The organism is Arthrobacter sp. B6, from assembly GCF_001663775.1.
GTDB lineage: Bacteria > Actinomycetota > Actinomycetes > Actinomycetales > Micrococcaceae > Arthrobacter.
This window is the reverse complement of record NZ_KV467168.1, coordinates 2,306,871-2,331,603: the sequence shown is the minus strand read 5'-3', so window position 1 is coordinate 2,331,603 and position 24,733 is coordinate 2,306,871. Positions and strand designations below refer to the sequence as shown.

28 protein-coding genes and 2 pseudogenes are annotated in these 24,733 nt (G+C 60.2%); 7 read left to right on the top strand and 23 right to left on the bottom strand.

Features of this window, described 5'->3' with window-relative positions:
• Positions 1-103 precede the first annotated feature (103 nt).
• Positions 104-829 carry a TetR/AcrR family transcriptional regulator gene (locus AU175_RS10290; protein WP_066288253.1) on the top strand — a complete coding sequence of 242 codons (726 nt, stop codon included), beginning with the start codon at positions 104-106 and terminating at the stop codon, positions 827-829.
• 226 nt (positions 830-1,055) lie between these two features.
• The gene (locus tag AU175_RS10285; RefSeq protein WP_066288250.1) at positions 1,056-2,207 is read left to right on the top strand and encodes a GGDEF domain-containing protein; all 1,152 of its coding nucleotides are present in this window, start codon (positions 1,056-1,058) and stop codon (positions 2,205-2,207) included.
• Positions 2,208-2,230: 23 nt separating this feature from the next.
• On the opposite strand, the gene AU175_RS10280 is transcribed toward AU175_RS10285, so the two are convergent.
• Positions 2,231-3,337, bottom strand: a complete 1,107-nt coding sequence (locus AU175_RS10280; protein ID WP_066288248.1) for a GTP pyrophosphokinase — start codon at positions 3,335-3,337, stop codon at positions 2,231-2,233.
• Between the two features lie 47 nt (positions 3,338-3,384).
• Positions 3,385-3,711: a GYD domain-containing protein gene (locus AU175_RS10275; protein ID WP_066288245.1), complete on the bottom strand. Its 327-nt coding sequence runs from the start codon at positions 3,709-3,711 to the stop codon at positions 3,385-3,387.
• 122 nt (positions 3,712-3,833) lie between these two features.
• Here AU175_RS10275 and AU175_RS10270 point away from each other — a divergent pair, with 122 nt between their 5' ends.
• Complete coding sequence (locus tag AU175_RS10270) at positions 3,834-4,670, top strand: prolyl oligopeptidase family serine peptidase (RefSeq protein WP_197497075.1); 837 nt, start codon at positions 3,834-3,836, stop codon at positions 4,668-4,670.
• A 108-nt stretch (positions 4,671-4,778) separates the two neighbouring features.
• Positions 4,779-5,510, top strand: a complete 732-nt coding sequence (locus AU175_RS10265) for a FadR/GntR family transcriptional regulator (protein ID WP_066288240.1) — start codon at positions 4,779-4,781, stop codon at positions 5,508-5,510.
• 749 nt (positions 5,511-6,259) lie between these two features.
• Here AU175_RS10265 and AU175_RS21360 read toward each other — a convergent pair.
• From AU175_RS21360 to AU175_RS10205, 14 genes and pseudogenes are all read right to left on the bottom strand, one after another.
• Positions 6,260-6,457: pseudogene (locus AU175_RS21360) on the bottom strand (putative quinol monooxygenase); the annotation flags it as partial.
• 46 nt (positions 6,458-6,503) lie between these two features.
• Positions 6,504-7,112 carry an N-acyl homoserine lactonase family protein gene (locus tag AU175_RS10260; protein WP_269449491.1) on the bottom strand — a complete coding sequence of 203 codons (609 nt, stop codon included), beginning with the start codon at positions 7,110-7,112 and terminating at the stop codon, positions 6,504-6,506.
• A 52-nt stretch (positions 7,113-7,164) separates the two neighbouring features.
• Positions 7,165-7,362, bottom strand: a pseudogene (locus tag AU175_RS22780) (NAD-binding protein); the annotation flags it as partial.
• A gap of 23 nt (positions 7,363-7,385) precedes the next feature.
• Positions 7,386-7,802, bottom strand: coding sequence for an NAD(P)-dependent oxidoreductase (locus AU175_RS10250; protein WP_442855315.1), 417 nt, complete (start codon positions 7,800-7,802; stop codon positions 7,386-7,388).
• The gene (locus AU175_RS22775; RefSeq protein WP_156642269.1) at positions 7,787-7,987 is read right to left on the bottom strand and encodes an NAD(P)-binding domain-containing protein; all 201 of its coding nucleotides are present in this window, start codon (positions 7,985-7,987) and stop codon (positions 7,787-7,789) included. The genes AU175_RS10250 and AU175_RS22775 overlap by 16 nt, the downstream gene beginning before the upstream one ends.
• A gap of 561 nt (positions 7,988-8,548) precedes the next feature.
• Positions 8,549-9,046 carry a histidine phosphatase family protein gene (locus tag AU175_RS21350; RefSeq protein WP_082979096.1) on the bottom strand — a complete coding sequence of 166 codons (498 nt, stop codon included), beginning with the start codon at positions 9,044-9,046 and terminating at the stop codon, positions 8,549-8,551.
• Entirely contained in the window at positions 9,043-9,840 is a 798-nt protein-coding gene (locus AU175_RS10235) for a CbtA family protein (RefSeq protein WP_066288229.1), read from the bottom strand. Before AU175_RS10235 ends, AU175_RS21350 begins: the two co-directional genes overlap by 4 nt.
• Positions 9,831-10,028, bottom strand: coding sequence for a CbtB domain-containing protein (locus tag AU175_RS21345; RefSeq protein ID WP_082979095.1), 198 nt, complete (start codon positions 10,026-10,028; stop codon positions 9,831-9,833). The genes AU175_RS10235 and AU175_RS21345 overlap by 10 nt, the downstream gene beginning before the upstream one ends.
• Before the next feature lie 100 nt (positions 10,029-10,128).
• Complete coding sequence (locus tag AU175_RS21340) at positions 10,129-11,532, bottom strand: amidase (protein ID WP_197497072.1); 1,404 nt, start codon at positions 11,530-11,532, stop codon at positions 10,129-10,131.
• A gap of 1 nt (position 11,533) precedes the next feature.
• Positions 11,534-11,752 (bottom strand): hypothetical protein, encoded by a 219-nt coding sequence (locus AU175_RS10220; protein ID WP_066288223.1) that lies wholly within the window; start codon positions 11,750-11,752, stop codon positions 11,534-11,536.
• Positions 11,753-11,803: 51 nt separating this feature from the next.
• Entirely contained in the window at positions 11,804-12,430 is a 627-nt protein-coding gene (locus tag AU175_RS10215) for a nitrile hydratase subunit alpha (RefSeq protein WP_066288221.1), read from the bottom strand.
• Entirely contained in the window at positions 12,427-12,708 is a 282-nt protein-coding gene (locus AU175_RS22770; protein ID WP_082979093.1) for an SH3-like domain-containing protein, read from the bottom strand. The genes AU175_RS10215 and AU175_RS22770 overlap by 4 nt, the downstream gene beginning before the upstream one ends.
• Complete coding sequence (locus tag AU175_RS10210) at positions 12,701-12,994, bottom strand: SH3-like domain-containing protein (protein WP_066288219.1); 294 nt, start codon at positions 12,992-12,994, stop codon at positions 12,701-12,703. The genes AU175_RS22770 and AU175_RS10210 overlap by 8 nt, the downstream gene beginning before the upstream one ends.
• 296 nt (positions 12,995-13,290) lie before the next feature.
• Complete coding sequence (locus AU175_RS10205) at positions 13,291-14,619, bottom strand: MFS transporter (RefSeq protein WP_066288216.1); 1,329 nt, start codon at positions 14,617-14,619, stop codon at positions 13,291-13,293.
• Positions 14,620-15,090: 471 nt separating this feature from the next.
• On the opposite strand from AU175_RS10205, the gene AU175_RS10200 reads away from it, so the two are divergent.
• From AU175_RS10200 to AU175_RS10185, 3 genes are all read left to right on the top strand, one after another.
• Complete coding sequence (locus AU175_RS10200) at positions 15,091-16,278, top strand: CaiB/BaiF CoA transferase family protein (RefSeq protein WP_066288214.1); 1,188 nt, start codon at positions 15,091-15,093, stop codon at positions 16,276-16,278.
• A gap of 104 nt (positions 16,279-16,382) precedes the next feature.
• Positions 16,383-17,993, top strand: a complete 1,611-nt coding sequence (locus AU175_RS10195; protein WP_231938518.1) for a FumA C-terminus/TtdB family hydratase beta subunit — start codon at positions 16,383-16,385, stop codon at positions 17,991-17,993.
• A 201-nt stretch (positions 17,994-18,194) separates the two neighbouring features.
• Positions 18,195-19,133 carry an HpcH/HpaI aldolase/citrate lyase family protein gene (locus AU175_RS10185; RefSeq protein ID WP_082979092.1) on the top strand — a complete coding sequence of 313 codons (939 nt, stop codon included), beginning with the start codon at positions 18,195-18,197 and terminating at the stop codon, positions 19,131-19,133.
• A 51-nt stretch (positions 19,134-19,184) separates the two neighbouring features.
• Here the strand turns inward: AU175_RS10185 and AU175_RS10180 are convergent, their stop codons facing one another.
• The 7 genes from AU175_RS10180 to AU175_RS10155 form a co-directional block, all read right to left on the bottom strand.
• Positions 19,185-19,862, bottom strand: coding sequence for a GntR family transcriptional regulator (locus AU175_RS10180; protein WP_197497071.1), 678 nt, complete (start codon positions 19,860-19,862; stop codon positions 19,185-19,187).
• A gap of 281 nt (positions 19,863-20,143) precedes the next feature.
• Positions 20,144-20,821, bottom strand: coding sequence for a GntR family transcriptional regulator (locus AU175_RS10175; protein WP_066288206.1), 678 nt, complete (start codon positions 20,819-20,821; stop codon positions 20,144-20,146).
• 172 nt (positions 20,822-20,993) lie between these two features.
• On the bottom strand, positions 20,994-22,352 hold the full coding sequence (locus AU175_RS10170; RefSeq protein WP_231938517.1) for an MFS transporter: 1,359 nt from the start codon (positions 22,350-22,352) through the stop codon (positions 20,994-20,996).
• 645 nt (positions 22,353-22,997) lie between these two features.
• Positions 22,998-23,702 carry a GntR family transcriptional regulator gene (locus AU175_RS10165; RefSeq protein ID WP_082979089.1) on the bottom strand — a complete coding sequence of 235 codons (705 nt, stop codon included), beginning with the start codon at positions 23,700-23,702 and terminating at the stop codon, positions 22,998-23,000.
• Between the two features lie 20 nt (positions 23,703-23,722).
• Positions 23,723-23,905, bottom strand: coding sequence for an MBL fold metallo-hydrolase (locus AU175_RS22765; protein WP_082979220.1), 183 nt, complete (start codon positions 23,903-23,905; stop codon positions 23,723-23,725).
• On the bottom strand, positions 23,902-24,162 hold the full coding sequence (locus AU175_RS10160) for a hypothetical protein (RefSeq protein WP_156642267.1): 261 nt from the start codon (positions 24,160-24,162) through the stop codon (positions 23,902-23,904). The genes AU175_RS22765 and AU175_RS10160 overlap by 4 nt, the downstream gene beginning before the upstream one ends.
• On the bottom strand, positions 24,152-24,589 hold the full coding sequence (locus tag AU175_RS10155; protein ID WP_066288198.1) for a carboxymuconolactone decarboxylase family protein: 438 nt from the start codon (positions 24,587-24,589) through the stop codon (positions 24,152-24,154). The genes AU175_RS10160 and AU175_RS10155 overlap by 11 nt, the downstream gene beginning before the upstream one ends.
• Between the last annotated feature and the right edge of the window lie 144 nt (positions 24,590-24,733).

The following is a 24,733-nucleotide window of genomic DNA, read 5'->3' as shown; positions in this document are numbered from 1 at the left end:
CGGTTCCTTGGCATCCGTGGTGTACGGCGTACACCTCTGCGCCCAACGCTAGGTGTACGGCGTACACTTGTCAATAGAAAACCGGTAGGGAAGGGTGGTCCGGATGACCCAGCAGCTGGACACTTCGCGCCGCACCCCACTGAACCGGGGCCGTGTACTGGAGGCCGCCGTCGCGCTCGCCGACGGGGCCGGCCTTGAAGCGCTGAGTATGCGCCGGCTCGCGGAGGACCTCGGCGTGGTGCCGATGGCGCTCTACAAGCACGTCGCCAACAAGGACGAACTCCTCGACGGCATGGTGGACGTCATTGTCGACGAGATCGCCCCGGCGGTCCCGGGCGCCGATTGGAAGCAGTCCGTCAGGCAGCGTGTTCTTTCCGCGCGCCAGGCACTGCTGCGCCATCCCTGGGCGCGCCAGGTGCTGGAATCCCGGACCACCAGAACGCCCGCGGTCCTCGGGTACATGGACGAATTCATCGGGATGTTCCTGGCCGGCGGCTTCTCGGTGGACCTCACCCACCACGTGATGCACGCGCTGGGCAGCCGCATGTGGGGCTTCACGCAGGAACTGTTCGACGACGCCGGAACCCACCGCGCGGAGGCCGAGGCCCAGCCCGAAGTGCAGGCCGCCATGCTCCAGGAGATGGGCCGGCGGTATCCGAACATCCTTGAGGTGGCCATGGCGGCCCGACACGATAACGGCTCTGTAGTCAGCCACGGCTGCGACGACCAGTTTGAGTTCGAGTTTGCCCTCGATCTGCTGTTGGACGGCTTCGATCGCCTGCACTGCCGGGGCTGGACTTCAGCGGCAGCGAAGCGGGCAAGCGGGTAGCCCTACGCGTCCTGCAAGTGGCACCGGGCCCGCCCGCGGCGGCCGCCCCTCCAACCCCACCCGGGGAGTTTTTGTCCAGATACGGCGAGTTTAGGGCCCTCGAAGTCGCCGTAAGTGGACAAAAACTCGCAGACAGGCGGGGAAGTTTGAGAGCGCCAGCCAGGTACGGTGCCAAGCGGTGCGATACTGAGACTTGCATCACTACGGCAGGCGGGGGAACGACGTAATGGTCCTGGATACAGCGACCCTCAGGATCGCGTTCGCGCTCATGGCCCTGGTGCTTGGTCTGCTGTTCTATTTCTCCGCCTACCGTTTCACCCGCTCGCCCTACAGTGGCTGGTGGTGCCTGGCACTGGTCTTTTTCCTGGCCGGATCCGCAGCCTTCCTGCTCGACGGAACGGCCCAGCAGTGGTGGGCCAATCCGCTGGGCAACGTGTTGCTGGTCCACGGCGGTGTCGCCGTCTGGGCAGGAGCCAGATCCCTCCGGGAGGTCCGCCCGAGGCGCTGGCTTTTCACAGCGATACCGCTCGTGACACTCGTCGCCTCCGCGCTCGATAATCCTGCGACGAACACCTGGTCCGGGGGCCCGGTGTTCCTCGCCGCCATGAGCATGACGATAGGGCTCGCATCCCGTGAACTCTGGCGGCTTGAACCCGGTTATTCGCGCGTCAGGGTCCCGATGGCTGCCGCGGCGGCGGGCCTGTCGGTGTTCTACTTTGGCAGGCTGCTGGCCTTCCTGCTGGAGGGCCCGGGCGGACCCACGTTCGTCACGTATTTCGGCTCCGAGGTGACCACCCTGGTGACCATGGTGCTGCTGGTGGTGGTGTCTTTCAGCATGGCCGCGCTCAGTAGCGAACAGCAGACCAGGGCCCTTCGGATGGTGGCCACCCGGGACGACCTCACGGGACTTCTCAACCGCAAAGCCTTCCTGGACCTTGCCGCGGAGCATTTGGCGGACCCGACAGTGACCCGTGCATCGGGGGCGCTCATCCTGGCAGACCTGGACCACTTCAAAGTGGTCAATGACACCTACGGCCACGCTGCGGGCGACCTCGCGTTGCGGGCTTTCGCGGATGCGTGCCAGGACACCGTGCGCTCGACGGACCTCACTGGACGGTACGGAGGGGAAGAGTTCGTCCTCCTCATCCCCGGTGCCACAGCTGACCGCGCCGAGCAGATTGCGGACGCAATCAGCCGGCGGCTCGCGGATTCGGCCCGCCGTGACGGGCCGAGGATGCCCACCGTCAGTTACGGCATCGCCCCGTACGACGCCGGGACGCCGGGCCTGGAGGCGCTGATCGCCTCCGCGGACGCGGCACTTTATGCGGCCAAGTCGCAGGGCCGGAACCGCACCGCACGAAGCGACACCGCGCGCTGACGTTCAGGCCTCGTGACTCCGCACTATTTCTTGGTCTGGCGGTAGCGCTCGATCTGTTTCAGCCGCCGCAGGAGGCTGTCGCGCCGCGGGTGCGGAACGGCGTCGGGCGCCTCGGCGGTGAGATCGATGTGCTTGGTTCCGTACTGCCACAGCAGGAGGTCGTCCAGCAGGCGGTCCGGGCCCGGGGAGTAGCGGTGGTCCAGGGCCTTGCGGACCTCGGTGATCCGGTTGGCGCTGAGCAGGCCGGCAAGCTGCATGGTCTGGTTGAGGCCGTGTGCGGCCATGAGTTCGGCGGCCCAGCCCCAGTCATCGTCAACTTTGCGGTCCACGTGGGGCAGCAGGGTCCGCCAGACGTCCCGGATGCGGTTGGGAGTGAGCTGGGCCGCGCCCTCGCCTTCAACGTCCCAGTAGCTGCGGACTTCCTCATAGCGTTCGTGCAGGTCAGCGAACGCACTCTCCACCGTCTCCAGCATGGCGGCCGTGGCCGTGAACTGGCGGTCGAAATGCGGCGTCCAGGCCCGCGGGTCCTCGGCCTTGAATCGGATATCGTGCTCGATCTCGCTCCATGCGTGGGCAAAAACGGTGCGGATCTGGCATTCGAAGAAGTAGCTGCCGTTTGGCTGGATGTCCGGGTTGAAAACCTGCTGGTACTCCTTGACTGCCTCGTTCTGGATGGTCCGCAGGATCAGGTGGCGGCTGGAGTAGCCGTAGGTGCCCGATTCGATGGAGCCGATGTCCTTTTCGCGGTCGCCACGGCAGTCGAACACGCTCCGCTGGCGTTTGATTAGGTTGGCCACGAGGGCGTTTTCTGCCGGCAGTTTGGTGATCACCCGGACGCCCACCATGTCGTTCAGGGTGCGGAACGGGTCCGGGAACTTCAACGCGGGCGGCCCGCCCGGCTCCAGCGGCTCCTCGATCCGGGAAATCTTCTCCCGGAACGACTCCACGGACTTGGTACGGCCGGTGACAAACAGCGGTGTGACCTCGGTGTCCTTCAGCATGTCACGGAGAATGTGGAGAACGTCCTTGGTGACCAGCTTGAGGACAGGACGGACCCGCTCGTAGTTCGCCACGTTCTCCTGCACGGATTCGCGGAGGCTGACGTCCAGTTGGTCCCAGTTACTCGGCATGGCTCCAGCTTACGGCGGGGGTGCGACGGGGGACGCCGCCGCACGTGTCAGGAGCCGGGTGGCCGGTACTTGATCTCCCCGGCTTTTCGCAGGGCTTCCATCGTTTCCTCGACGGACATCAGCACCGTGGTCTCAAAGGAACTCAGTGCGCCGCCGCCACTGATCGCCAGTGCCACAGCGGCCATGGAGACGTTGTCCGGTGCTTCCCACAGGTTGTAGCCGTCGTGCGTGCCGAAGGCGTACCAGAATCCGTGGAGCCTCCCGCCCACTGATTCAATGTAGGCCTGCGCGGCTATCCTCCGGTCTTCGGGGCTGGTGACCAGTCGGCCCCAGGTCTCCGGTGTGTAGCTGAACCTCGACAGATAAAGCGGCATCTTCCCATCCCTTCATCGGCGCTGATCGTGCGGATTCACTAAGAGTGGCAGTGCCCTGATCAGCCCGCAACGGCCTGTGTCCTGCCCCTGCCTCGCCGTGCACCACACGGTAGGCTCGGCACATGGCCCCGTCAGGAGGGCCGGGGGAGGACGCAGTGCAACGGCATAAGTATCAGTACGGTGAGGATTCCAGCCAATGGGGGGAGCTTTTCCTTCCGGAACTGCCCGACGGCGGTGCGCACCGGGGCGTGGTGGTGGTCATCCACGGTGGCTACTGGCGCTCGCAGTACGGCGCGGAGCTGGGTGAGCCGCTCGCCAAAGACCTGGCGGCTCACGGAGTGGCCGCCTGGAACCTGGAATACCGCCGGGCTGGAAACGGTGGAGGCTGGCCCAACACCTTTGCTGACGTGCTGGCCGGTATCGACAAGCTGGCCGACCTGGCGGCAGTCCATTCGCTGGACCTGGACCGTGTAGTGGCACTGGGCCATTCGGCAGGCGGACACCTGGCCGTGTGGGCTGCGGGCCGCGACAGGCTGGCGCAGCTGGGGCTGCCCGACGCCGACCGGCAGATTCCGCGGAAAGTTGGCCCCGGAGTGGTCCAGTTGGCAGGCGTGGTCAGCCAGTCCGGGCTGCTTAACCTGGCCGAGGCCGAAAAGTTGGACCTCAGCAACGGTGCCGTGAGCAACCTGCTGTGCGGGCCGTCGTCGAAATATCCGCTGCGCCACAGGTACGCCGATCCCATGACCGCGATCCCCCTGGACGTTCCAGTCCACGTGGTCCACGGGGTTGCTGACAGCACCGTTCCCATGAGCCAGGCAGAGTCCTACACGGCGGCTGCCGGTGCTGCCGGCATGACAGTGCGACTCACCAAGGTGCCGGGGGACCACTATGACCTGATTGACTGCAAGTCCACTGGCTATAGGGAATGCAGGGACTTGGTCCGGCAGCTGTTGGGCTGACGAGAAGATTTATCCTTACATTCATGTGAAACTCTGGACATTGGACGTCCCATCTCCTGTAAGCTGTAGCAAGAGTATGTCGCGTTCGAGCGACGAGGAGGAGATCACGTGGCCCTTGCATCGCGAGAAGTATCGCCAGCCCGTTTCAGCGCCCAGATCAGGTCCCACGCGCTGCAGACGCGCATCATGGAGCTTATCCTGGAGCAGGGCCTGGACGTTGGGGACGCCCTTCCCACCGAGAGTGACCTGTCCGCTGAGCTGGGCGTGGGCCGTAATACGGTCCGGGAGTCCCTGAAGGTCCTTCAGGCCCTGGGCGTGATCGAGATCCGCCACGGCTTCGGCATGTTCGTGGCCCCCAACAACTTCAGTGCCCTGGTTTCCGGGCTGACCTTCCGCGGCAGGCTGTCCCTGCGCCACAAGGGCGAAGAGGCCATGGAACTGATCGATGTCCGGCAGGCCCTGGAATCCGGCCTCATCGGTTCGGCGATCGACCTTATGACCGCCGAGCACCTCGCCGACCTGCGGACCACCATGGAAGCCATGGAGGCGGCCGCAGCCAAGGGTGAGCCGCTGGCCGAGCACGACGCCGAATTCCACCGCCGCCTCTACGCGCCGCTGAACAATGAGCTGCTCATCAACCTGATGGACGTGTTCTGGCAGGTCTACCGCCAGATCCACGAGGCGCTGGGCTCCGGTCCGGTCAACCTTGAGGAACAGGCCCGCGTCCATTGGGACATCTACGACGCAGTGGAGAAGAAGGACAAGGCGCTGGCGTCAGAACGGCTGCAACGCCACTTCGACGGCATCCGCCTCAAGCTCAAGGACGTTGCGTCCCGGTAGGCGCGCGGCTCACTTTCTTTTAGGGGTGTCGCCGACATCTGCCGACCACGACGGCGTCCCAGGGCGAGCTGGCGCTATTCATTCTGTTCCAACGTGCTGACCCGCGTATACCCGATTCTTTGACCTGCCCCGGAAGTCGCCCCTACCGAAACTGTCAGGATGAAACCTGTGACTTTCCAGAATGTATGTCTAGGAAAGGACCGAAAGACCCTATCCTGACAGTCCTTCCGGGTCGTGCCTGACGTCAGGTTGGGGTGTACTTCAACCGGATATGATGGATCCGCTGCACTACGCCTGTTCCCATTGTCGTGTCTGCATCTCTCGTAAGCCGAGTGTTGCAAGACGGTTTTGTAAGACGGCTGGGGCGCCCTGACTTTGAATGGTGGGACTGACCACAACCCTGTCTTCAACTTCCAGGCTCGGGTAAGGCAGTGCAGCACGGTTGTAAGAGGGCATGTTTCGGCCGCCTGAGGCAGAGGCCAACAACGATTGTCATCAGCTTGGTCGTTGTCCGGATTTTGAGCTCCCCCCACGACTCACCGAATCTGCTACTCGTCCTCCACCGCTGTGCGTAGCGGTTGCCGGTCCGGGCCGTGATCTTCCGCACGAGAGCAGTAAGGCCGGTGCCTCCCGTCGGGGGAACTGTTGTTCGCGGTGAGCAAATGCGGGCTGGCCACACAGCGATCCTATTCTGTCGGAGGCAGGCTTGGCGGCGCGTTAGGCGGCATCAGCATTCGCCGCCTCCGGTTCTAGGGCGCCTCAGCGGGACCGTTTGCGGTCACAGAGTGTTGGCTGTGCAGTTCGAAATCCTCGGCGATGTGGTAGCTCTCAAGAATGACGAATTTGCTGTCCTCCTCGATGCCGCGGAAGAACTCGTAGGAGAAGTTGCCCGGTTCCTTTCGGATTTCAGCTGCCATTTTTTCCAAGTGCTTGAGGACCTCATCCGTGGCGCCAGGACTTGGTCCGGTACCGGGCCCACGTTGAACGTGCTGGTCATGGTGTCTCCTTAGGTGTCGTTTGGTGCCGCCCGATGGTTATTGCTGCCCCGGCGGGAAGTGCGCCGCACGCTCGGAAGCGTGTGAGGACATCCGGATCGTGACCTGGAATGACCGTGAGCCCGCGTTCACGTATTTCTTCCCGGATGGTTGCGAGGGCCTCATACATCGCGGGCAGGTCGCTGATGAAGGTGAAGGGCATGTTGCGTTCGAGCTCTTCGTAGAAGTGCACCGCGTCGGATGCCAGCAGCACCTCGCCCTCCGAGGTTGGGACGTAGAGGATGGCTTGCCCGGGCGTGTGCCCGCCGACTTCCGCCAGCCTGAGTCCTGGCGCCGGGGCAGTTTCGCCGGTGAACAGTTTCAGGCGCCCTTCGGTTTCGGCCAAGCGCACCTGACCGATTTCACTTTCTTCAGCGTAGAAGGAGAACTGGACGTGCCCGGCGATGGGGGAGGTCCAGAACCTGTATTCAGCCTCCGCCATGTGGATCCGGGCGTTGGCGAACAGCTCCAGATTTCCGATGTAGTCGTAGTGGCCGTGCGTAACGACGACATCTTGGACCGCGGATGGGTCTATGGCGAGTGGGGCGAGGGCAACGGCGGGATGCAGCAGCAGGAGCCGTTTCTTGTGCGGTCAGTACGATCGGTGCTTCGGCGGATTGCTGGGCAATGAGGTTTCGGGCAATGTTAAGGTCCTTGAGCATCAGGTCCATGGCAAAGCCCGAGTCAAAGGTTCCGCTCAGGATGTGGCGGGGGTACTTAAATTCCGAGGCCTGACTACGGCCGGTGGAGCCATTGATGACCTCGAGCATCTTTTCCGGTGCAATCCCTGCCGTTGCCGCGACAGTCGCCGCGGCCAGGTTGGTGGCGGATAGCAGGTTGTTCAGCGCCTTTGCCGGGTGACCGGTTCCGGGCGGCCCACATGCGTGATGGCCTCGCCAACGTGGCGCAGATGACGCTTGGCCCGTTCGACAGCGGCGCTGTCCCCACCGGCCATGATGGTCAGCTTGCCGGTCTCCGCCTTGGCCACGCCGCCGGAGACCGGCGCGTCAACATAGTCGATGCCAAGTTCTGCGGCCTCGCCTGCGAGGGCGACGGTGCTCTCTGGCTCTGATGAGCTCATGTCGATGATCAGGGATCCTGCTGCCAGCTGGTTGAAAAGGCCCGGCTTCTTGCGCAGGACGGACTCTACTATGCTGCTGTTGGGAAGCATCAGCATCACCGTCTCGATGTGCGCGGGGATATATTCCAGATCAGGCAAGGCCGTTCCCTGGGTCGCGGCCGCTACTTCAGCGGCGATCTTGCGTTCGTGTCGTAGACGAACAGTTCCCGTCCCGCAGAGTAGTTCATGGCCATAGGTCGGCCCATGTTGCCAAGTCCAATAAAGAGCGAGGCATGTCGTTCCGTAGCTACCAACGTGTTTCTCCATCTTCGTGAGTATCGGCGCTCATTGCCAGAGGATACCGAGCAGGCTATTGCTACCATTCCAGGCGCCCGGGGAGGAAGAATGCCGGGTTTCGGCCATTTTCTGATGGCAGAGAACTACCCGCTGTTCCGCGGGTTCCTTGCGCCTGTCGTTGACGAAATTATGAATGAAGAACGACCGGCCTTGCACCTACCCCGGTACGTCGGGCGCCGGCCGAAACGACCATCCGCGGTCCCAAAGTCACTTTGTACTACTGGATTCCGAGTTGGATTTCCAGCCCGTCTTCATGGTGCTGTTGCCTCCACCGTGCTAGCGAGGTTGCATCTCGCGCATGGCGAGCCGGTAGTGAAAACCTAGCCTCTCGTCGGTTGCCCAGGCTTCACACGATCCCCTCTCGTAGAGTTTTCGTTGGTCTGCTGTGGGTTGGATCCATAGGACGGATCCATCCTCTGTCACGGCGTCGACTGTGCCAGAGCAGACGGTCACCCCGTTGACACGGATGTCGGCTAGGGCTCCTTGGAGCGCTGTCCAGTCATCGATGCGTCTAAAGACCACGGTTTCTTTCTCCCTTGTGCTCTGGGGGCAGATTTCTCGGCCGCAACAAGCGGCGGCTTCGCGTGCTACAAATACAGCGAGTGTGCATCGAACGCCCGCAGTCCGCGTTGCGGTCCGTTCCAGTAGTCCTCAAGGTTGCCTGATATTGCTGTGGCTGCGGCCCTGATAATTTCGGCGTGGGTGACAACAATAGTCTCGGATTTACGTGGCAAAGCGTGGAGCCAAGCTCCTGTTCGCTCGACTAGGTCGAGGATGCTTTCACCGCCGTGGCCTCGGAATTCCGGATTGTTTCTCCATTCGAGGAGTGCAGCCGGGGGCAGGTCCTTCATGGTTAGACCTGTCCACTTGCCGTAGTCGGCCGGCTGCAGCCTATGGTCCTTTTCGACGTCCAATCCGAGGACTTTTGCAGACTCTAGAGTGATGAGCGAAGGAGAAGCGAAATGCGTCCCAGGCGTGGACAGGACATGTGCCGGACGGGATGATCTGTCGAGTGGCCCGTCCGCTCCGAACCGGGCTTCACGCATCTCTCTGCACAGGCCATGACGGATAAAGGTAATCTTCATAGGCGGGCGCTTTTCCGGGCGGACCTTTCCATTAAGAATTGAAAAACGAGTCCCATGGACAACCACAAGGTCAGTTGTGTTGCCGCTGACGCCAACCGGAAGTTCCAAAGCAAATCTCCCGGGAAGCCCGCATAATCGACAGAACTGGCTGGAAGCATTTGCCAACCCAGTAGAACAATGGCGATAGCTGCTAGGACGGGGATCCCGTTGGAGACCGCGGATGACTGGCCGGTCCGCGAGTCTATCCACTTTTTCAGCACAAACCAGATGATGAGGGCTGCGAGGCCTAGGAGGACCGCCAACAGCCATAGACCGGTTCGGTAATCTATGGAGTCCGACGAGCCTAGTGCAGGAGGGTTCGGCGGGATGACAAGCCAGGGCACGGCGGCTACTGCCACCCAACCGGATACTGCCAACGGCATGATGCCGTCGAGCGGCTGGTCAAGCCTCGAGCGGCGGGACTTCAGGAACCAGATAGATGCGAAAATCATTCCGGTGGCAGCCCCAGTGAGGGCAGTCGCTAGAACCAATCCGGCCCGCTGCACGTCCCGGGGAATAAGGACTTCCTCGTCGGAGTGCTTGTGGTCGTGCGGCTCCGTGGTGCTTCCGGCTGTGTGGTGGTGGTCTGTAGTTTCAGTATTTTCAAGGGCTATGGCCTGATCAATGAGGGCCTCACCTGTCCAGAACCCGACCCCGCCCGCGAGAACCCCGGCAACCAACCCGGCCAGCAGACCCCGGACGAGCGCGGACCTAAGCCGCAGCGGCACAGTCCTTGGCTCCAGAGTCAGTGACATGGCACGCCCAAGAGATGGCGGCCATCGTGCATGAGCTCATGCAGGAGCATTCCGGCCTGCGACAGTTGGCCGTTGTCGAACTGCACAAGGTAGAGAACGAGCACGGACACGGCTAATGCCAGCAGCGTGCCTAGAACAGCCAGAGGGCCGCTTCCGCCTCGGACTTGAGTGGGATGAATAGTTGTCATGTCTGTCACTCTCCTGGTGTTGAAAACGAAGGTTGGTGATCGGTTTTCCATCGCGCGCTGATTCGGATTTACGTCAACCCCTGTGAGCGAGTCGTCAGCTTCAGCAGAATTTGACCTTTGACTGGCTTGCCAAGGACACAGCTGTGAGCGGGGTTTCCTGCGGGGTACTCTCGTGCCAGCTCGTGACGTTTTGGTATAGTCGGGCGATTTCGAGGATTTTATAGTCCTGGAACGGTCGGCCAATGAACTGTGCACCCAATGGCAGCCCATTAGGCCCAAAACCCATGGGAACGCTGATGGCAGGGAGGCCCAGGTAGTTGACGGGCCGAGCCCAGTACGAGAAGTTGGCAAAGCGCTCCTCCCGTTGCACTGCTGTTCCAGTCGTATTCTCTTCGATCAAGGGCGCCTCATAAGGGAGTGTTGGTAGCAGTAGGACTGCATCCGCCGGAATCAAAGAACTTAGAAACTCTGCCAGCAGTCTGGGGCGAGCCCGGAGGGCTCGATAGTAGACCGTCGCCGGGCACAGCAGTCCGCGCTCCAGCCTGCGTCGAATCTCTGGATTAAATCGTCCGGCATGTTTGCGCAAATCCGATTCGAAACAGGCTGCGCCTTCCGCGCCCATGATGAGCATGGCTGCCTGGTTCAGGATGCCGAGGTCAGGAGCGGTTGTCCTCTGAACGTTCAGGCCAAGTCCTTTGAGAACATCAATTGTCCCTTCGAAGCTACTCACAACCGATTCGTCGGAGAGGGGGCCCGGTTCCAGGACGGGGGCGACAACCGTTTTGGCGCCTGCCGAGCCGGCGGAATCAGCGTGGCCGACTTGGTTCCCGGCAGCAAGATTGCGAAAAACGATTGAGATTTCCTCGGCTCTTGGTGCCAAGATGCCAACAGCGTCCAGGGAAGGAGCCAGAGGCATAACTTGGTCCGTGGACAGAATCCCGTTTGTTGGTTTGAAGCCGGACACCCCACACGCTGCGGCGGGGAGCCGAACCGATCCACCTGTGTCTGTTCCGAGCGAGAAGTGCACAAGTCTTTGTGCAACGGCTATGGCTGATCCGCTGGACGAACCACCCGAGACACGCGATGGATCCCATGGGTTTCGTCCGGCGCCAAGGTAGTCATTCCGTCCCATAGGACTCATGGCCAGTTCGGACATGTGGAGCCGCCCCATGTCTATGGCACCCATAGAATCCAGTGCGCTAATAATCGGCGAAGTGGTGGCCGCCAGCCGCCCCTCCCGTATCCCGCTACCACATTCCATCAATTTGTCTTGCCGGGCGAAACAGTCTTTTCTGGCATACAAAGCACCGGCGAGCATTGAAGAGTCGCCTCGTTCCAGTGGCGCAGAACACGCCGCGGCCGCCTCTAGCGCGGCGTCAGCCTCGACCTCAACGAACCCACTGTTATTTATCGTCCCTGCCCGGTCGATGACCTCGCGCACAATGTCCCAGGTTTCCCGGTTACCTTCTGCCCCATCGAAGACGAAATTCCTTCTGCTGTTCACCCTAGACTCCCGTTTTCTCTGGAGCGGGCAGGGGGTATAGATGGGTGAGGTCTCCTATGGCCAGATCTTGCTCTGGAATGTCCAAATCCAACAGGCTGCGACAGGCTTCAGGGACGCCGGTGACGATGGCTCCTGATTCGTCGGTGGACAGCGGTACGTCGTGGATCAGTGCTGTGTATCCGCTGAGGATAGCTGCGCTGTTCAGTGCTGCATCATTCATCTACTTGATTCTCATTCCGACCAGGTGCTCAACCAATTTCACAAGCTTGTATCAGTGCGGGGCCACGCCGATCAATCCGTTCCTGGTTACCAGCTCCGCTAGCTCTTCTTCGCTCATGCCGTCTGTTCCCTCCGGACGCTCTGGAAGGACCATGTAACGCATCTCCGAGCTGGCGTCCCATACGGTGATCTCTGTCGGCTCGGGGATTTCGAAGCCGAATTCGCGAAGCACCCCACGTGGATTTCTAACGGCTTCGGCCCGATACCACGGGTTTTTATACCAAGATGGGGACGGACCCAAGAGCCACAACGGGTAACAAGAGCACAACGTACAGACGATCATGTTGTGCTTTCCAGGCGAATTGGAAACCACCTTAAGGTGCTGCTCCTCAGTAACTTCCCCGTCCGACGGGTCGACAAGTTTCAGTTCGCGGATAGCATTCGGTGCATCGGCAACGAGCCGTTCGCGGAAAGCCGGGTCTATCCATGCCCTAGCAACAATCCGGGCGCCGTTGTTTGGATTAGCCTGCTTGAGATATGAAGCGAGGAAGTCATCGACTTCCCCTGGCGCCAGGAGGCCGTTTTCCTCCAGCAACGATTCAAACCAGCGAATTTTTGCCGCGTTAAATCCATTTCTGTCATCGTGGTGACCGCTTCTGTCATCGTGGTGACCGCTCATTTTTTATCCTCTTCCGAAAGAGATGACTCCCATATGTTGACTGTTATGGCGTGGGAACCGTCACCAAACAGGTCCTGAGCTTCAAACTGGACGCAGTAGACGGGTTCGGGTGTGCAGGGGATGCCTTGCGCGACGAGATCAGCGAGGTTGAACGAGCCATCGTAAGATTTGATAACCCCTGTCGCTCCTCTGACGTAAGCGGGTACTCGGGTGTGATGATAGGGGTCCTTGCGAGCCACCTGAACCCTGGTACCCGGACTGAACTTGTGCTCAGTCATCGAAGGTCTCGGGAATCTCAACGGAAATGTTGCTCTTCCGAAGCACAAGAGGCGGGATTGCGGCCAACCATCTCTCGTAGTACCCCAATTTGAGATACTCGGCGGGAGGAAGTGTTTCGATTGCATCGCGGAATTCATCGAGCGCGTAGACGCCCTTCTTAGCCATGAGCCTGTGCACTGCAAACATGTGGGCTTGCCAGTCGTATTCAAAAGGTGGGTCTTCTTTGGCAAGGTTCGCCTGCGGCTCAAACCCGTGCACGCTTCCTAAATCATGAATCCTAGGCACTTTTTCGCCCTCCTAATATTTGTGCTGCAACAACTAACCAGTCTCCTCTGGAGGGGACCTGGCGGATAGTCTGCGATGCCCCCCTGCGGATAGGTGACTTGGGTCAATTCTTTGCCGCAGACGTCCCGAGTTCAATGGTGTTTCGTCTAATCGTGCTCTTGGTGCGCCCCATTGATAAGAAGCGTCCTTCAAGGGTGTGCTGCTTGTGGATCAAAGCTGAGGCACCTATCCGTTTGGCAAATTCATGGACGAGCGGGCCCTGATATCGACGGTGTCCTGTCAACCGTTCCCTTGATCTATCCCTTGCTGATGTCGCTGCCCTTCGTCTCCGGAAGCATGAACCACAAAACTATTGAAGCAACGACGGAGACTGCTCCAAGGTAGTAAGCGGGTGCAACGGCATTTCCCGTTGCTGCCACAAGACTCGCTGCAACCAGCGGCCCCGGTCCCGCCAGGAGGGCTAGGGCAAAATTGTGGCCCAGGGCTGCCCCAGTCGAGCGAATCGACGCGGGGAATACTTCTACAAGCAGTACTACGTTCATGACGCCAGTCATGCAGACCAGCACCCCCAAAACGATGAGTCCCAGCAGCACCACAGGGAATGCGCCGGTGTTCAGTGCCATGAAGATGGGGATGCTCAGAAGAGAGAGCCCGATGGCCCCGGTTAGCACGACGGGTCGCCGGCCGATGCGGTCGCTTAGCGCGCCGATCAGTGGATTGGCGGCTACGTAAACGAAAAGGGCGATGCCGCAGGCCAGGAGTGCGTCGACTCGGGGCATGCCCACTACGCCCGACAGATGGTTGTTCGCGTAGGTGATGAAGTAGTAGAGGCTGACGCCGAATACTGCAGAAAACGTCAGAGCAAGAATGAACGACTTTGCCTTGACCTTCGCGGGAACGTGATGGATTTCGTTGTTCTCCCGCCTGCGAACCAGCTCCTCATAGACAGGGGTGTCGTCCAGCTTCTGACGTATAAACACCGCGACGACCGCCATCACGAGGGAGGCCACGAATGGCAGACGCCACCCCCAAGCCGCCACGTCTCCGGCCGGCATGACCGCGTTAATAACGGTTGCCAGTATGGTGCCCACGAGGAAGGCCAAACCTGCCGTCGCTGTAACCAAGCTGGCATGCAGGCCGCGTTTTTTAGCCGGAGCGCTCTCACCGAGGTAGGTGGCGGCCGCCGACCACTCACCGCCAACCATCATTCCCTGCATGCATCGCAGAATAACGATGATGATCGGCGCTGCAATCCCAATGGAGGCATAGGAAGGCGTCAAGCCAATGAGGGCTGTCGTTACTCCCATGCCCAGAACAGTAATAACAAGAATGGTTTTACGCCCATGCCTGTCGCCCAGGGGCCCAAGGATCAGAGCACCGAGGGGGCGTGAAATGAAGCCGACTGCAAAGACAGCGAATGATGACAACATCTCGGTGGCAGGGTCCCCCGTTGGGAAAAATTGGGCCCCGATTACGGCTACGAAGTACCCGTAGACTGCGAAGTCAAACCACTCCATGAAGTTGCCGATACCGACGGCCATCTGGCGCTTCCGAATGTCGGCCCGCAACAGCGGGTGAACCGACGGGGCGATAATTTCCGCCTCTACCTTTGTGCTGTCATGCATGACTGCCGCTCCTTTTGCCAAGCTGTTGAAATTTCTGAGTGGGGCTCGCCCGAGCCACAGAACACAGACCACCGTCTATGCCCATCCTGAACCCTTGGTGCATGAACAAAGCAGATCATGCATGATTCCAATCATGATGGATACTTCCTAGTGTGTCAACCATCACAAGGACCTTGGCGGGCGGAGGCTTCCGCCGGCCCGCAAAGGTCTGGCGGCGACGCGGGCGGGGGGCTGGTACTCGTCAGGGTCGCGCGCGCTCCAACACTCAAGGAGGCTGAGGCGGCTCCTGATCCACGACGCTCATGAACGTTCCTGCTGCACGTCTCGTCGGCCAGCGCCAGAGGCTTTCATGCATGACCATTGCTAATCAGGCATTATCTAGTAGAATTAGGTCAGCAAGGCGGCCGACAAGGCCGCGTCTCGAAACCGCGACCTAGTGCAATGGGGCCGGTGTCATCGGAGGTTGGACAAATGACTACAGACCTGCCCCTTGAGGGGATAACTATCGTGTCGTGCGAGCAGGCGGTGGCGGCACCGTTCGCCACGCGTCAGCTCGCGGATCTCGGTGCACGGGTGATCAAGGTTGAGCGCCCCGGAACCGGAGATTTTGCGCGCGGTTACGACGAGACGGTGAAGGGGCTTTCCAGCCATTTTGTGTGGATTAATCGGTCGAAGGAAAGTTTGACTTTGGACCTGAAGCAGCCGGAGGCCCTGGAGGTGATGCACCGGCTGCTGGCCGAGGCCGACGTTTTTATACAGAACTTCGCCCCCGGTGCAGCCGATAGGTTGGGACTTGGTGCCGAGGACCTGCGCGCGCGTTATCCGAGGCTTATTACGTGCTCGATCAGTGGCTACGGCACTAGCGGACCCTATCGGGATGCCAAGGCCTACGACCTGCTCATTCAGTCTGAGACCGGGCTGGTTTCAGTGACCGGCACGCCGGACCATCCTGCCAAGACTGGCATCCCGACAGCTGATATAGCGGCTGGTATGTATGCGTTCTCCGCTATCCTTTCGGCTTTGTACAACAGGGAACACTCAGGTGAAGCTACAAGTCTGGAAATCAGCCTTTTCGACTCACTTATAGAGTGGATGGGCTACCCCCTTTACTACACCGAATATGGGGGAACAGCGCCGGCGCGCGCGGGGACCAGTCACGCAGCTATCGCGCCTTATGGGACGTTCACAGCCGCAGATGGTGTTGACATCGTGCTTTCAATTCAGAGCCAACATGAATGGCTCTCGTTCTGCCGGGTCGTCTTGGGTAATGAAAGCATCGCCCGGGATCCGCGCTTCGATACCGGCAGTAAAAGAGTGAGTAACCGGGCAGAGCTCAACGAGCTAATCAATTCGGTGTTCTCCGTAAATGAGGGTGCCGAGATGCAAAAGCGTTTGACTGCGGGGAATATCGCTAATGCGCGGCAAAGGGACGTTGCGGATGTTCTTAACCATCCCCAGTTGGTGGCACGCAACCGATGGGAGAAAGTAGATACACCGGCGGGACCTGTTCGGGCAGTGCTTCCTGCGATCACAACCGTGGGCAAGACTCCGCGCATGGACCCGGTGCCGGACCTCGGGGAGCACTCCCGCAGCATACTTCAACAGCTCGGGTACAGCGTCGAGGCCATTGATGCGATGAACCGTGACGGCATTTTCTAAACGCAGCATACTCAGACAATGATGACGGATGTGAACGCGAAATGATGGAACCAACGGGCTTTAAGTATGTGGACCAGCTCCCATTGGGACCGCGCGAAACCAGAATGCGCCTTCTCACCAGTGAGGGGGTCCGGGTCAGGGGAACCGGTGAAAACGCCGTGCTGGAGGTCGACCCATCGGCGATGAAAACACTGGCGTACGAAGCCTTCCGCGATGTCTCCCACTTCCTGCGGCCCGAGCATCTCGCCCAGCTGCGACGGATTCTTGATGACCCTGAAGCGTCCCCTAACGACCGGTACGTTGCCCTGGATCTGCTGAAGAATGCCAACGTCGCTGCCGGGGGCGTGTTGCCAATGTGCCAGGACACCGGAACAGCGATAGTGTCCGCCAAACGAGGCCACCGCGTTATGACCGACGGTGACGATGCAAAGCACCTGTCTCGGGGGATATACGACGTTTTCCAGGACCTGAACCTGCGCTATTCCCAGATGTCGCCGGTATCCATGTGGGAAGAACGTAATACCCAAACCAACCTGCCGGCGCAGATTGACATCTCCTTGGGCAAAGGGCTGGAATACGAGTTTCTTTTCATGGCTAAGGGCGGGGGCAGCGCCAATAAGTCTTTCCTGTTCCAGGAAACCAAAGCAGTACTCGATGAAGCTAGAATGCTCGGATTCCTCAAGGACAAAATAGAGAGTCTCGGAACGGCAGCCTGCCCGCCTTATCACCTAGCCATTGTTATCGGTGGAACTTCGGCAGAATTTGCTCTTAAGACGGCAAAACTAGCCTCAGCCCATTATTTAGATACCCTGCCGAACCAAGGTGGCGGCTTGGGTGACGGATACCGCGACCTGGATTTCGAACAGAAGGTCTTCGACCTCACCACCAAAATCGGCTTCGGCGCTCAGTTTGGCGGCAAATATTTCTGCCATGACGTGCGCGTCATCCGTCTTCCCAGACATGGAGGCTCGCTGCCGATTGCCCTGGCAGTTTCGTGCTCCGCCGACCGGCAAGTGTTGGGCAGGATTACCCCCGACGGGGTATTCCTCGAAGAATTGGAACGGGACCCGGCACGATTCATTCCCAGCACGGGGCTGGAAAACATAACCGAATCGGGATCCTCTATAAGTATTGATCTGGATGCACCCATGGATCAGATCCGCCAGCAGTTAAGCCTGCATCAAGTGAGTACCCGCGTTTCGCTCACCGGCACCATGATCGTGGCCCGCGACATCGCACATGCCGAAATCCGCGCAAAGCTGGAGCGGGGCGAGGACCTCCCGCAGTACATGCGGGACCACCCAGTCTATTACGCCGGGCCGGCAAAAACCCCGGAAGGGTTGCCCTCCGGGTCATTTGGCCCCACTACAGCCGGTCGAATGGACGGATATGTCGAGCAATTCCAGGCACTCGGCGGATCCCTGGTCATGCTGGCCAAAGGCAACCGTTCTCCATCGGTAACGGCATCATGCCAGCGGCACGGCGGTTTCTACCTCGGATCAATAGGCGGACCGGCCGCTCTTCTGGCACAGGACTGCATCCGGTCAGTGGAAGTCATTGACTACCCGGAGCTGGGCATGGAAGCGGTGTACAAGATTCGAGTCGAGAACTTTCCTGCCTTTATCGTCATCGACGACAAAGGCAACGACTTCTTCAAAAAAGACGAAAAGACCCTCGTCACCTTGGGACCCACCCACCGGGCAGCTGAGTCATGAAAACCCGCGTGGACTGCTCCCACAGGAGTAGATCACGGGCAGTACTTCGGCAAGGACCGGCGGGATGAACTCCCGTCGGCCGGTTTTCGACCGAACCCGCGCGGCGAACTCGAAACCGCGCCAAGGAACTGAAACGGAGAGGCGCCACTTGCGCACCTGGCCCACCACGACCGTCATCGAATTTCCAGGAGACTTTGCACCATGGATGAAACCACATCATCGCCTTCCAAATCCCTCCTCTCCCGTACAGGATCAGACGACCGCAGCCGTGAGGGACTTCCTGAGAAGCTACCGACCGATGCCGCGGAAATCGTCACCCGGGCCGTTACAGCACTCTTCGTTCCGGGCGATCGTCCTGAACGGTTTGCAAAGGCTGCAGCGGCCGTTCCCGGGATGGTGATCATCGACTTGGAGGACGCGGTAGCCCCGGAGGCAAAGGCAGAGGCGCTCCGAGCAACGCTTGCGGCATTGTCTCCGGGAGGTGCCAGCGCCCTCCGTGCTTTAGTGCGGGTAAATGCTTCCGGAAGCCACTACTATGACGCCGAAACCGCTGCACTCTTGCAGGCCGCCCGTATTCCTGGCCATAGACTGCTTGGCCTGATGGTGCCCAAAGCGGAGGACCCGGACGCCCTTAGGAATCTTGCAAGCCGTCTGGCACAGACCGGATCACTCGCTCTCGTACCCCTTATTGAGTCAGCGGCGGGGATGGTCGCCGCTTTGGAAATTGCCCGAGTGCCTGGAGTGGCACGGTTAGCTTTCGGGGCGATCGACTACGCGCTGGACATTGATGCCGACAACGATGACCGGTTCCTGGACCACGCGAGGTCGCATCTGGTGGTTGCCTCGCGTGCCGCAGGCATCCCTGCTCCGTTGGATTCACCGTCTACGGACATCCAGGACATGTCACGCGTGGAAACGGCAGCCAAAGCGGCCAACAGCTTCGGGTTCGGCGGCAAGCTGTGCATCCATCCAGCGCAGCTGGATCCGGTAAGAAAAGCTTTTGCCCCCAGTCAGGCTGACATTGATTGGGCCGATTCCGTGATTGGTGCTCAGGGGTCGGCAGCGCAGGTCGACGGGCAGATGGTTGACGTGCCGGTCATTGAACGGGCAAAGCGGATCCTCGCGCGGGCGCGCATCTAGCGCCGGCTCGACCACATGAAATTCCCCGGGACATCGATCTCTTGTGCTCGGCTAATCGTTGTTGATATCGAACGGGTCTGGGACCTCTGTGCCCGTGAAGCGCCGAGTCAACTCGGCAAAGCTGCGGCGGATATGCGCCTCGAGGGCACTAGCGGCCTCATCTGCGTCTCCGGCCTTGACGGCATCGAGAATGGCACGGTGCTCAGTTTCAGAAGTTTCGGACGCCTCTGGGGAGTTGAGCAACAGATCCCAAGGAAAGGCCTGCCAGAGAGCGTCGATTTCATCGACCAGCGACGGAACACTGCAGCGCTCATAGAAAAAGAAGTGAAATTCCTTGTTGAGTTTCCGCACTTGATCCGACTGGCCCCGCCTGGTTGCTTCATTCAGGGCCTCAAGCAGTTGCTCGGCCTGCCGCAGGTCGTGCGGTGAAAGACGGATGGCCGCCCGGCGCATCGCATAGCTTTCAGTGAGCCGGCGGACGATGTAAGTGGCCTTGATTTTCTCAAAATCAATGCCAGCCACCCGCACGCCACGATGGGGCTCGGACACGACAAGGTTCTCCGACTCAAGAGCCCGCAGCGCCTCACGAACCGGAGTAATGCTGCTGTCGAAACGCCGGGCAAGCTCGTCCTGGGGAAGTCGGGTGCCACGGGGCAATTCACCGGAAAGTATAAGAGCCCGCAACTCTCTAATGATTTGTTCTCGTTTCGTGGGAGACGTCGCGGCCATCTTAGACGCAGCCTTCCTCATATATCTTGCAAACGAATACCTGAACGATCCCAACTATATATGAATGGAGGCAGCTAGTGGGGTGGAATACGGCCCCAAGAGAGTGAATCCCTGCACCACGGCACTACGCGATTTTTAGGATGATTCCACAACGTTGAAGCCAGGTGGGCGTCTGCCCAAGTGGGCGGCGGTAGCTTCATGGCCGTCTCACCCTGCGGGTTGAACTTCGCCCTGAACGGTACGGGCGCCAGGTCGAAGAGGGAGATCAGCTACGACCTGGACTAATCGTTGTCGATATTGAAGGGGTCCGGAGCCTCTTCACCGGTATAGCGCCGGGTCAGTTCGGCGAAGCTACGGCCGATGTGAGCCTGCATGGCGTTCGCCGCTGCATCCGCATCGCCGGCACGGACAGCATCCAGGATCGCGCGGTGTTCGGCGTCCGAGGTTTCGGAGCCGGCCGGGGACGCGAGCAGGAAATCCCAGGGAAAGGCCTGCCAGAGGGTGTCAATTTCCTGAGCCAGCGACGGGATGCCACACCGAGTGTAAAAGGAGAAGTGGAACTCTCGGTTGAGCCTGCGAATTTCGGCAGGCTCGCCATGCTGGACCGCCTCGTTTAGCGAGGCGAGCAAGTGCTCGGCCTGGCGCAGATCATGGGGGGATAGGCGAATTGCCGCCCTGCGCATTGCGTAGCCTTCGATCAGGCGACGCACGAGATAGATCGCTTTGACGCGTTCGAAATCAATGCCAGCCACCCGCACGCCTCGGTGCGGCTCAGAGACCACCAGGTTCTCCGATTCCAAAGCCCGAAGAGCCTCCCGGACGGGAGTGATGCTGCTGTGGAACCGGCGCGCGAGTTCATCTTGGGGCAGGCGGGCTCCACGGGCCAGCTCACCAGAGAGAATGAGAGAACGCAGGCCGCTAATGATCTGGTCGCGCTTGGTGGGTGAGATAACGGGCATTCGTATCGACCTCTCAAAGTCCTTTCCTACCGCGCTTATTTCTAAAGAGCGGAATAATATATGGAACTGCGCTGCTGGGTAGTAGCTTCGGACGAGCCCCGGATAAAGGCACCGCCTTTATCCGGCGCAGGTTCTGTGGCGCAGGACCTGCTCCCGCGCCACTAGTGACTTGCTAGAAAGTAGCGTCTACGGGAGCCTTACTAGTTTCCACCGGAACGATCAGTAGCATGGCAACCATTGCGGCCAGGGCTGCGACAACGAGTGTCACGGGGCCCCATAGCCCGAACATGCCAAAGAGAGCGGCGATTGCGACGGGCGTGGCGATCGAAACCGCTCGTCCGGCAACAGAAGAGATGCTCGTGCCCCGCAGCCGGACGGTCGTGGGAAAGAGTTCGGGAATGTATGCATAGAGGACGACTGCCGTCATCGTGTAGACGAAGCAGACCAGGAGGAAACCTAAGAGCGGAATGGCCCAATCACTTGAGGCTTGCGTATAAGCGAGGCCAGCCAAACTTGCCAGACCGGCGAAGATAAAGAGAGTAGTCCGGCGCTTAAGCCGGTCCGTGACGAAGTAACCCATTACGGCCCCAGCGGGGGCGCCCAAGGACATCAGGGTGCTGAATCCAAGCGACGAAGCGACACTGTGACCTTTCTCAACTAGGAACGTGGGGATCCATGACACGAACCCGTAAAGGCAGATATAGATCGCGATGGCGCAAACGCAGGCCAAGAGAACACGTCGGAGCAGCTTGCCGCTGAACAGATCACGGTACGTTTCAGCCGCCGGTAACTGCTGGTCTCCGTCTGCGACTGGAACCACGACGGGAGGGGAAAGTGGTCCATGCTTCGCCTCGACCTCGGCTTCCATGCGGCGCAAGATGACGTCCGCCTCAGCGTAGCGGCCGTTGGCAGCCAGCCAGCGGGGGGACTCCGGCAAAGAGCGTCGGAGAAGCCAAACGGCGATCCCTCCGACTCCGGCAATCAGGAACATGGCATGCCAACCAAAAGTGGGAATTACGATGAGCCCAACACCCGTTGCAACAAACAGTCCCGAGTTGATCATTAGTCCGAGCAGAGTCATCCATTTGCCACGGACATTGGGTGGCAGGAACTCGGAGAGCATTCCGCCAGCAATCACGAGTTCGGCTCCTAGCCCGACACCCATGACGAAGCGGCACGCGATCAGTATGTCCATCGTTGGAACAAACGCCGCAACCACCGAGGCGACAGCGAAGAGCAACAGATTCCAGGAGTAGGCCCTCTTCCGCCCGAACTTGTCGCCAGTCCATCCAGCGATTCCCGCGCCGATCATCATTCCTGTGAAAGTCATGGACATGAAGACGGCGATTTCGGGAACGGACGCGAAGCCCTCTGCGCGCATTGCCGCAGTTACTCCACCAGCAAGGTAAATATCGAACGCATCCAGGATTGCCCCTGCGCCGATGAAAAGGAGGATTCGGCGGTGGACGCCGGATACGGGGAGTCGGTCAAGGCGGGCGCCGACGTCGTTCGTTAGCAAGGTCTGGTTCACAATGTCTCTCCGTTGAGATGGGTCTGACTTCAAAAGATGCTGCCGAACTGACAGTTCGCCACGAGAAAAAGGTCGGCGAATGGGGGAACCATGTGGCAGCGAGCACTAGGACCTAATCACCGTACATGATACGAATGCCTGATGCGATAAAATCATGCATACTTATCTCAGTCTATGCATGTGCTTGGAGCAGCTGCACGCACTGGGTGGTAGAGCGGAAGTCCTGCGAAACCCTCACCGAGCGGCACCCTTTGGCTAATCGTGCATTGGTTCGCTGATCCCTTTCGTCACTACGCCGACATCGTGTGTGGCCGGGTATCGACCACGTCCTCAGGTGGAAAAGGGCCATGGAGCGGGATATGTCGCCTCATCCGTGAAGGCCCGGTGTGATCATCGCACGGGCATGTGCCGGGCATGACATGGGGAGAAAGCGCGGATCTTTACTGAGTTGGCTGAGCTCACAGGACGGATGCAGGACTATGCGCTGTGAGCATGCATAGGCGGCACGTGCTCGAGGCTGTGGGCGTTCGGCTTGTCTGCCACGTCCGGCTGTATGCTACGTACGTTTGGGGCGCCCACCCGACAGTGATGGACATACCCGAACCGGCCCGGCTTTACGAGGCAGTTCCAAAAGCTCGCCGAAGGCTAAACGGCGGCATGGCCTATCCGGCCATCCTCTGCGGCGGCGACGCGCGCGTCAAAGTGGGCGGCCAGCAGCTCACCTGAATGGACGATGTGCTGCTGCATTGCGGCCCGAGTGGCCTCCGGGTCATGCGCTTGGATGCCCTTGAGCAGTTCGGCGTGGTCGTCCATGGTGGCCCGTGGCCAGCCGGGGATGGAGGAGTAGAACTCCCGGGGGACGTACCGGGTGACCAATCCCAGGACCCACACGGTTTTCCGGGAATCGGCCATCAGGTTGATCTCGCGGTGGAAGGCGTGGTTCTTCTCTTCGAGCCGATCGTGGTCGTTCCGGGCGGCGGCTGCGATCAGCTCGTGGTGGAGCGCCTCAAGTTCGGCTACATCCTTTTCCGTGGCTTTCGCGGCTGCTCGGGCGGCAAGTTCGCCCGCTATGAGGGCCTGGACCTGGAATAGATCACGGATGTCCTGCCCGGTCAGCGGTGCTACCACGAAGCCGTGCCGTGGCACGAGTTCCAGGAAGCCTTCCACCCGCAAGGCCTGCAGCGCCTCACGTGCCGGGGTGGTGGAGATGCCCAGGTCTTCGCCGATGGTCTCCGGGCGGACCAAGGTTCCCGGCCGAAGTTCACCGGACATGATGAGGCCCCGGATGTGGGCGGTCGCCTTCTCACTCAATTGCGGGCGGGCGCTGCTGCGGGGGCTGCGGCTGGTCATGGTGTACGGACTCTTTCTCATCAATTCCCCCACTTAACATACGGCATCAGCCACGGAAGGCCTGGGGTCCAGACCGCCCTGGCTGATGCGCAGCCAAGGATCTTCAGTTGGTGTTGTGAAGCATTGGGGAACAGCCGCAGATATCCGATGTGGTCGTAGTGGCCGTGCGTAACGACGACATCTTGGACCGCGGATGGGTCTATGCCAAGTGGGGCGAGGCATCGGCGGGATGCAGCAGCAGGGTCCGGCCACGTTTGCGGCCTGCTTCCTCACCAAACCCCGTGTCCACGACAATGGTTCCCTCCGGGCCTTCCACGGCCCAGAAGTAGTAGTCCACTGTGGCTGGTCCATGATCTTCCCCGTACAGCCGGTAATTGAGGTAGACATCGCTGCGCTCCGTGGTCCGGGTGCCAACGCGAACTGCGACAACCCGGTAGCCAGTGTCGTCCTCAGGAGGCACCACTACCGCCCTCGTGAACCGCAACCGTCGGCTCAATTCCGTCAGCGCCAATCACTTCACGCCACGCATCGAAACCAGCCTGGAAAGCCACAACGCCGGCCTCCGGCAGGGAGATTTCGATGGCCTCCAAAATCTCCGTCGGCGTGACGCCGAGGTCCAGGGCGACGCGGATGTGGCTCTGGATGTGGCCCTTGGCTGCCCGCATCACGGTGAGGCTGACGATGAAGATAAGCTCCTTCGTCTTCCGGTCCAGTGTGCGCTGGTCCAAATAGGCAGCCGACACGACGTGGTTTGCCGCCTGTAGCATGGGGAAATCGTGCTTGGCCATGACCTTGTGGTAATCGAGGACGTAGCCGCGCTTGCGGGCCATTTCGTCGATGTAGTCCTGGGCCTCGGCGGTCTTTTCACTGAGTGAATCGGTGGTCATGCTGGGTCCTTTCAGTCCTGTTGCCGGTGAGCCGGCACGCAGCGGAGTTCCGTTAAGTTTTCGTAGTAGCGGGAAATTCGGTGTGGTCCGGGCGTGTGTTTTTCAGCAGTACCTGGCCTTCTCCGCCGCTTCTTGTGGGCAGTT

Excerpts from the sequence above, each read along its gene's own strand:
- AU175_RS10290 (WP_066288253.1), top strand. The coding sequence starts at position 104 with ATGACCCAGCAGCTGGACACTTCGCGCCGCACCCCACTGAACCGGGGC.
- AU175_RS10285 (WP_066288250.1), top strand. The coding sequence starts at position 1,056 with ATGGTCCTGGATACAGCGACCCTCAGGATCGCGTTCGCGCTCATGGCC.
- AU175_RS10280 (WP_066288248.1), bottom strand. The coding sequence starts at position 3,337 with ATGCCGAGTAACTGGGACCAACTGGACGTCAGCCTCCGCGAATCCGTG.
- AU175_RS10275 (WP_066288245.1), bottom strand. The coding sequence starts at position 3,711 with ATGCCGCTTTATCTGTCGAGGTTCAGCTACACACCGGAGACCTGGGGC.
- AU175_RS10270 (WP_197497075.1), top strand. The coding sequence starts at position 3,834 with ATGGCCCCGTCAGGAGGGCCGGGGGAGGACGCAGTGCAACGGCATAAG.
- AU175_RS22775 (WP_156642269.1), bottom strand. The coding sequence starts at position 7,987 with ATGGTAGCAATAGCCTGCTCGGTATCCTCTGGCAATGAGCGCCGATAC.
- AU175_RS21350 (WP_082979096.1), bottom strand. The coding sequence starts at position 9,046 with ATGAAGATTACCTTTATCCGTCATGGCCTGTGCAGAGAGATGCGTGAA.
- AU175_RS10235 (WP_066288229.1), bottom strand. The coding sequence starts at position 9,840 with ATGTCACTGACTCTGGAGCCAAGGACTGTGCCGCTGCGGCTTAGGTCC.
- AU175_RS21345 (WP_082979095.1), bottom strand. The coding sequence starts at position 10,028 with ATGACAACTATTCATCCCACTCAAGTCCGAGGCGGAAGCGGCCCTCTG.
- AU175_RS10220 (WP_066288223.1), bottom strand. The coding sequence starts at position 11,752 with ATGAATGATGCAGCACTGAACAGCGCAGCTATCCTCAGCGGATACACA.
- AU175_RS10215 (WP_066288221.1), bottom strand. The coding sequence starts at position 12,430 with ATGAGCGGTCACCACGATGACAGAAGCGGTCACCACGATGACAGAAAT.
- AU175_RS22770 (WP_082979093.1), bottom strand. The coding sequence starts at position 12,708 with ATGACTGAGCACAAGTTCAGTCCGGGTACCAGGGTTCAGGTGGCTCGC.
- AU175_RS10205 (WP_066288216.1), bottom strand. The coding sequence starts at position 14,619 with ATGCATGACAGCACAAAGGTAGAGGCGGAAATTATCGCCCCGTCGGTT.
- AU175_RS10200 (WP_066288214.1), top strand. The coding sequence starts at position 15,091 with ATGACTACAGACCTGCCCCTTGAGGGGATAACTATCGTGTCGTGCGAG.
- AU175_RS10195 (WP_231938518.1), top strand. The coding sequence starts at position 16,383 with ATGCGCCTTCTCACCAGTGAGGGGGTCCGGGTCAGGGGAACCGGTGAA.
- AU175_RS10185 (WP_082979092.1), top strand. The coding sequence starts at position 18,195 with ATGGATGAAACCACATCATCGCCTTCCAAATCCCTCCTCTCCCGTACA.
- AU175_RS10180 (WP_197497071.1), bottom strand. The coding sequence starts at position 19,862 with ATGGCCGCGACGTCTCCCACGAAACGAGAACAAATCATTAGAGAGTTG.
- AU175_RS10175 (WP_066288206.1), bottom strand. The coding sequence starts at position 20,821 with ATGCCCGTTATCTCACCCACCAAGCGCGACCAGATCATTAGCGGCCTG.
- AU175_RS10165 (WP_082979089.1), bottom strand. The coding sequence starts at position 23,702 with ATGACCAGCCGCAGCCCCCGCAGCAGCGCCCGCCCGCAATTGAGTGAG.
- AU175_RS10155 (WP_066288198.1), bottom strand. The coding sequence starts at position 24,589 with ATGACCACCGATTCACTCAGTGAAAAGACCGCCGAGGCCCAGGACTAC.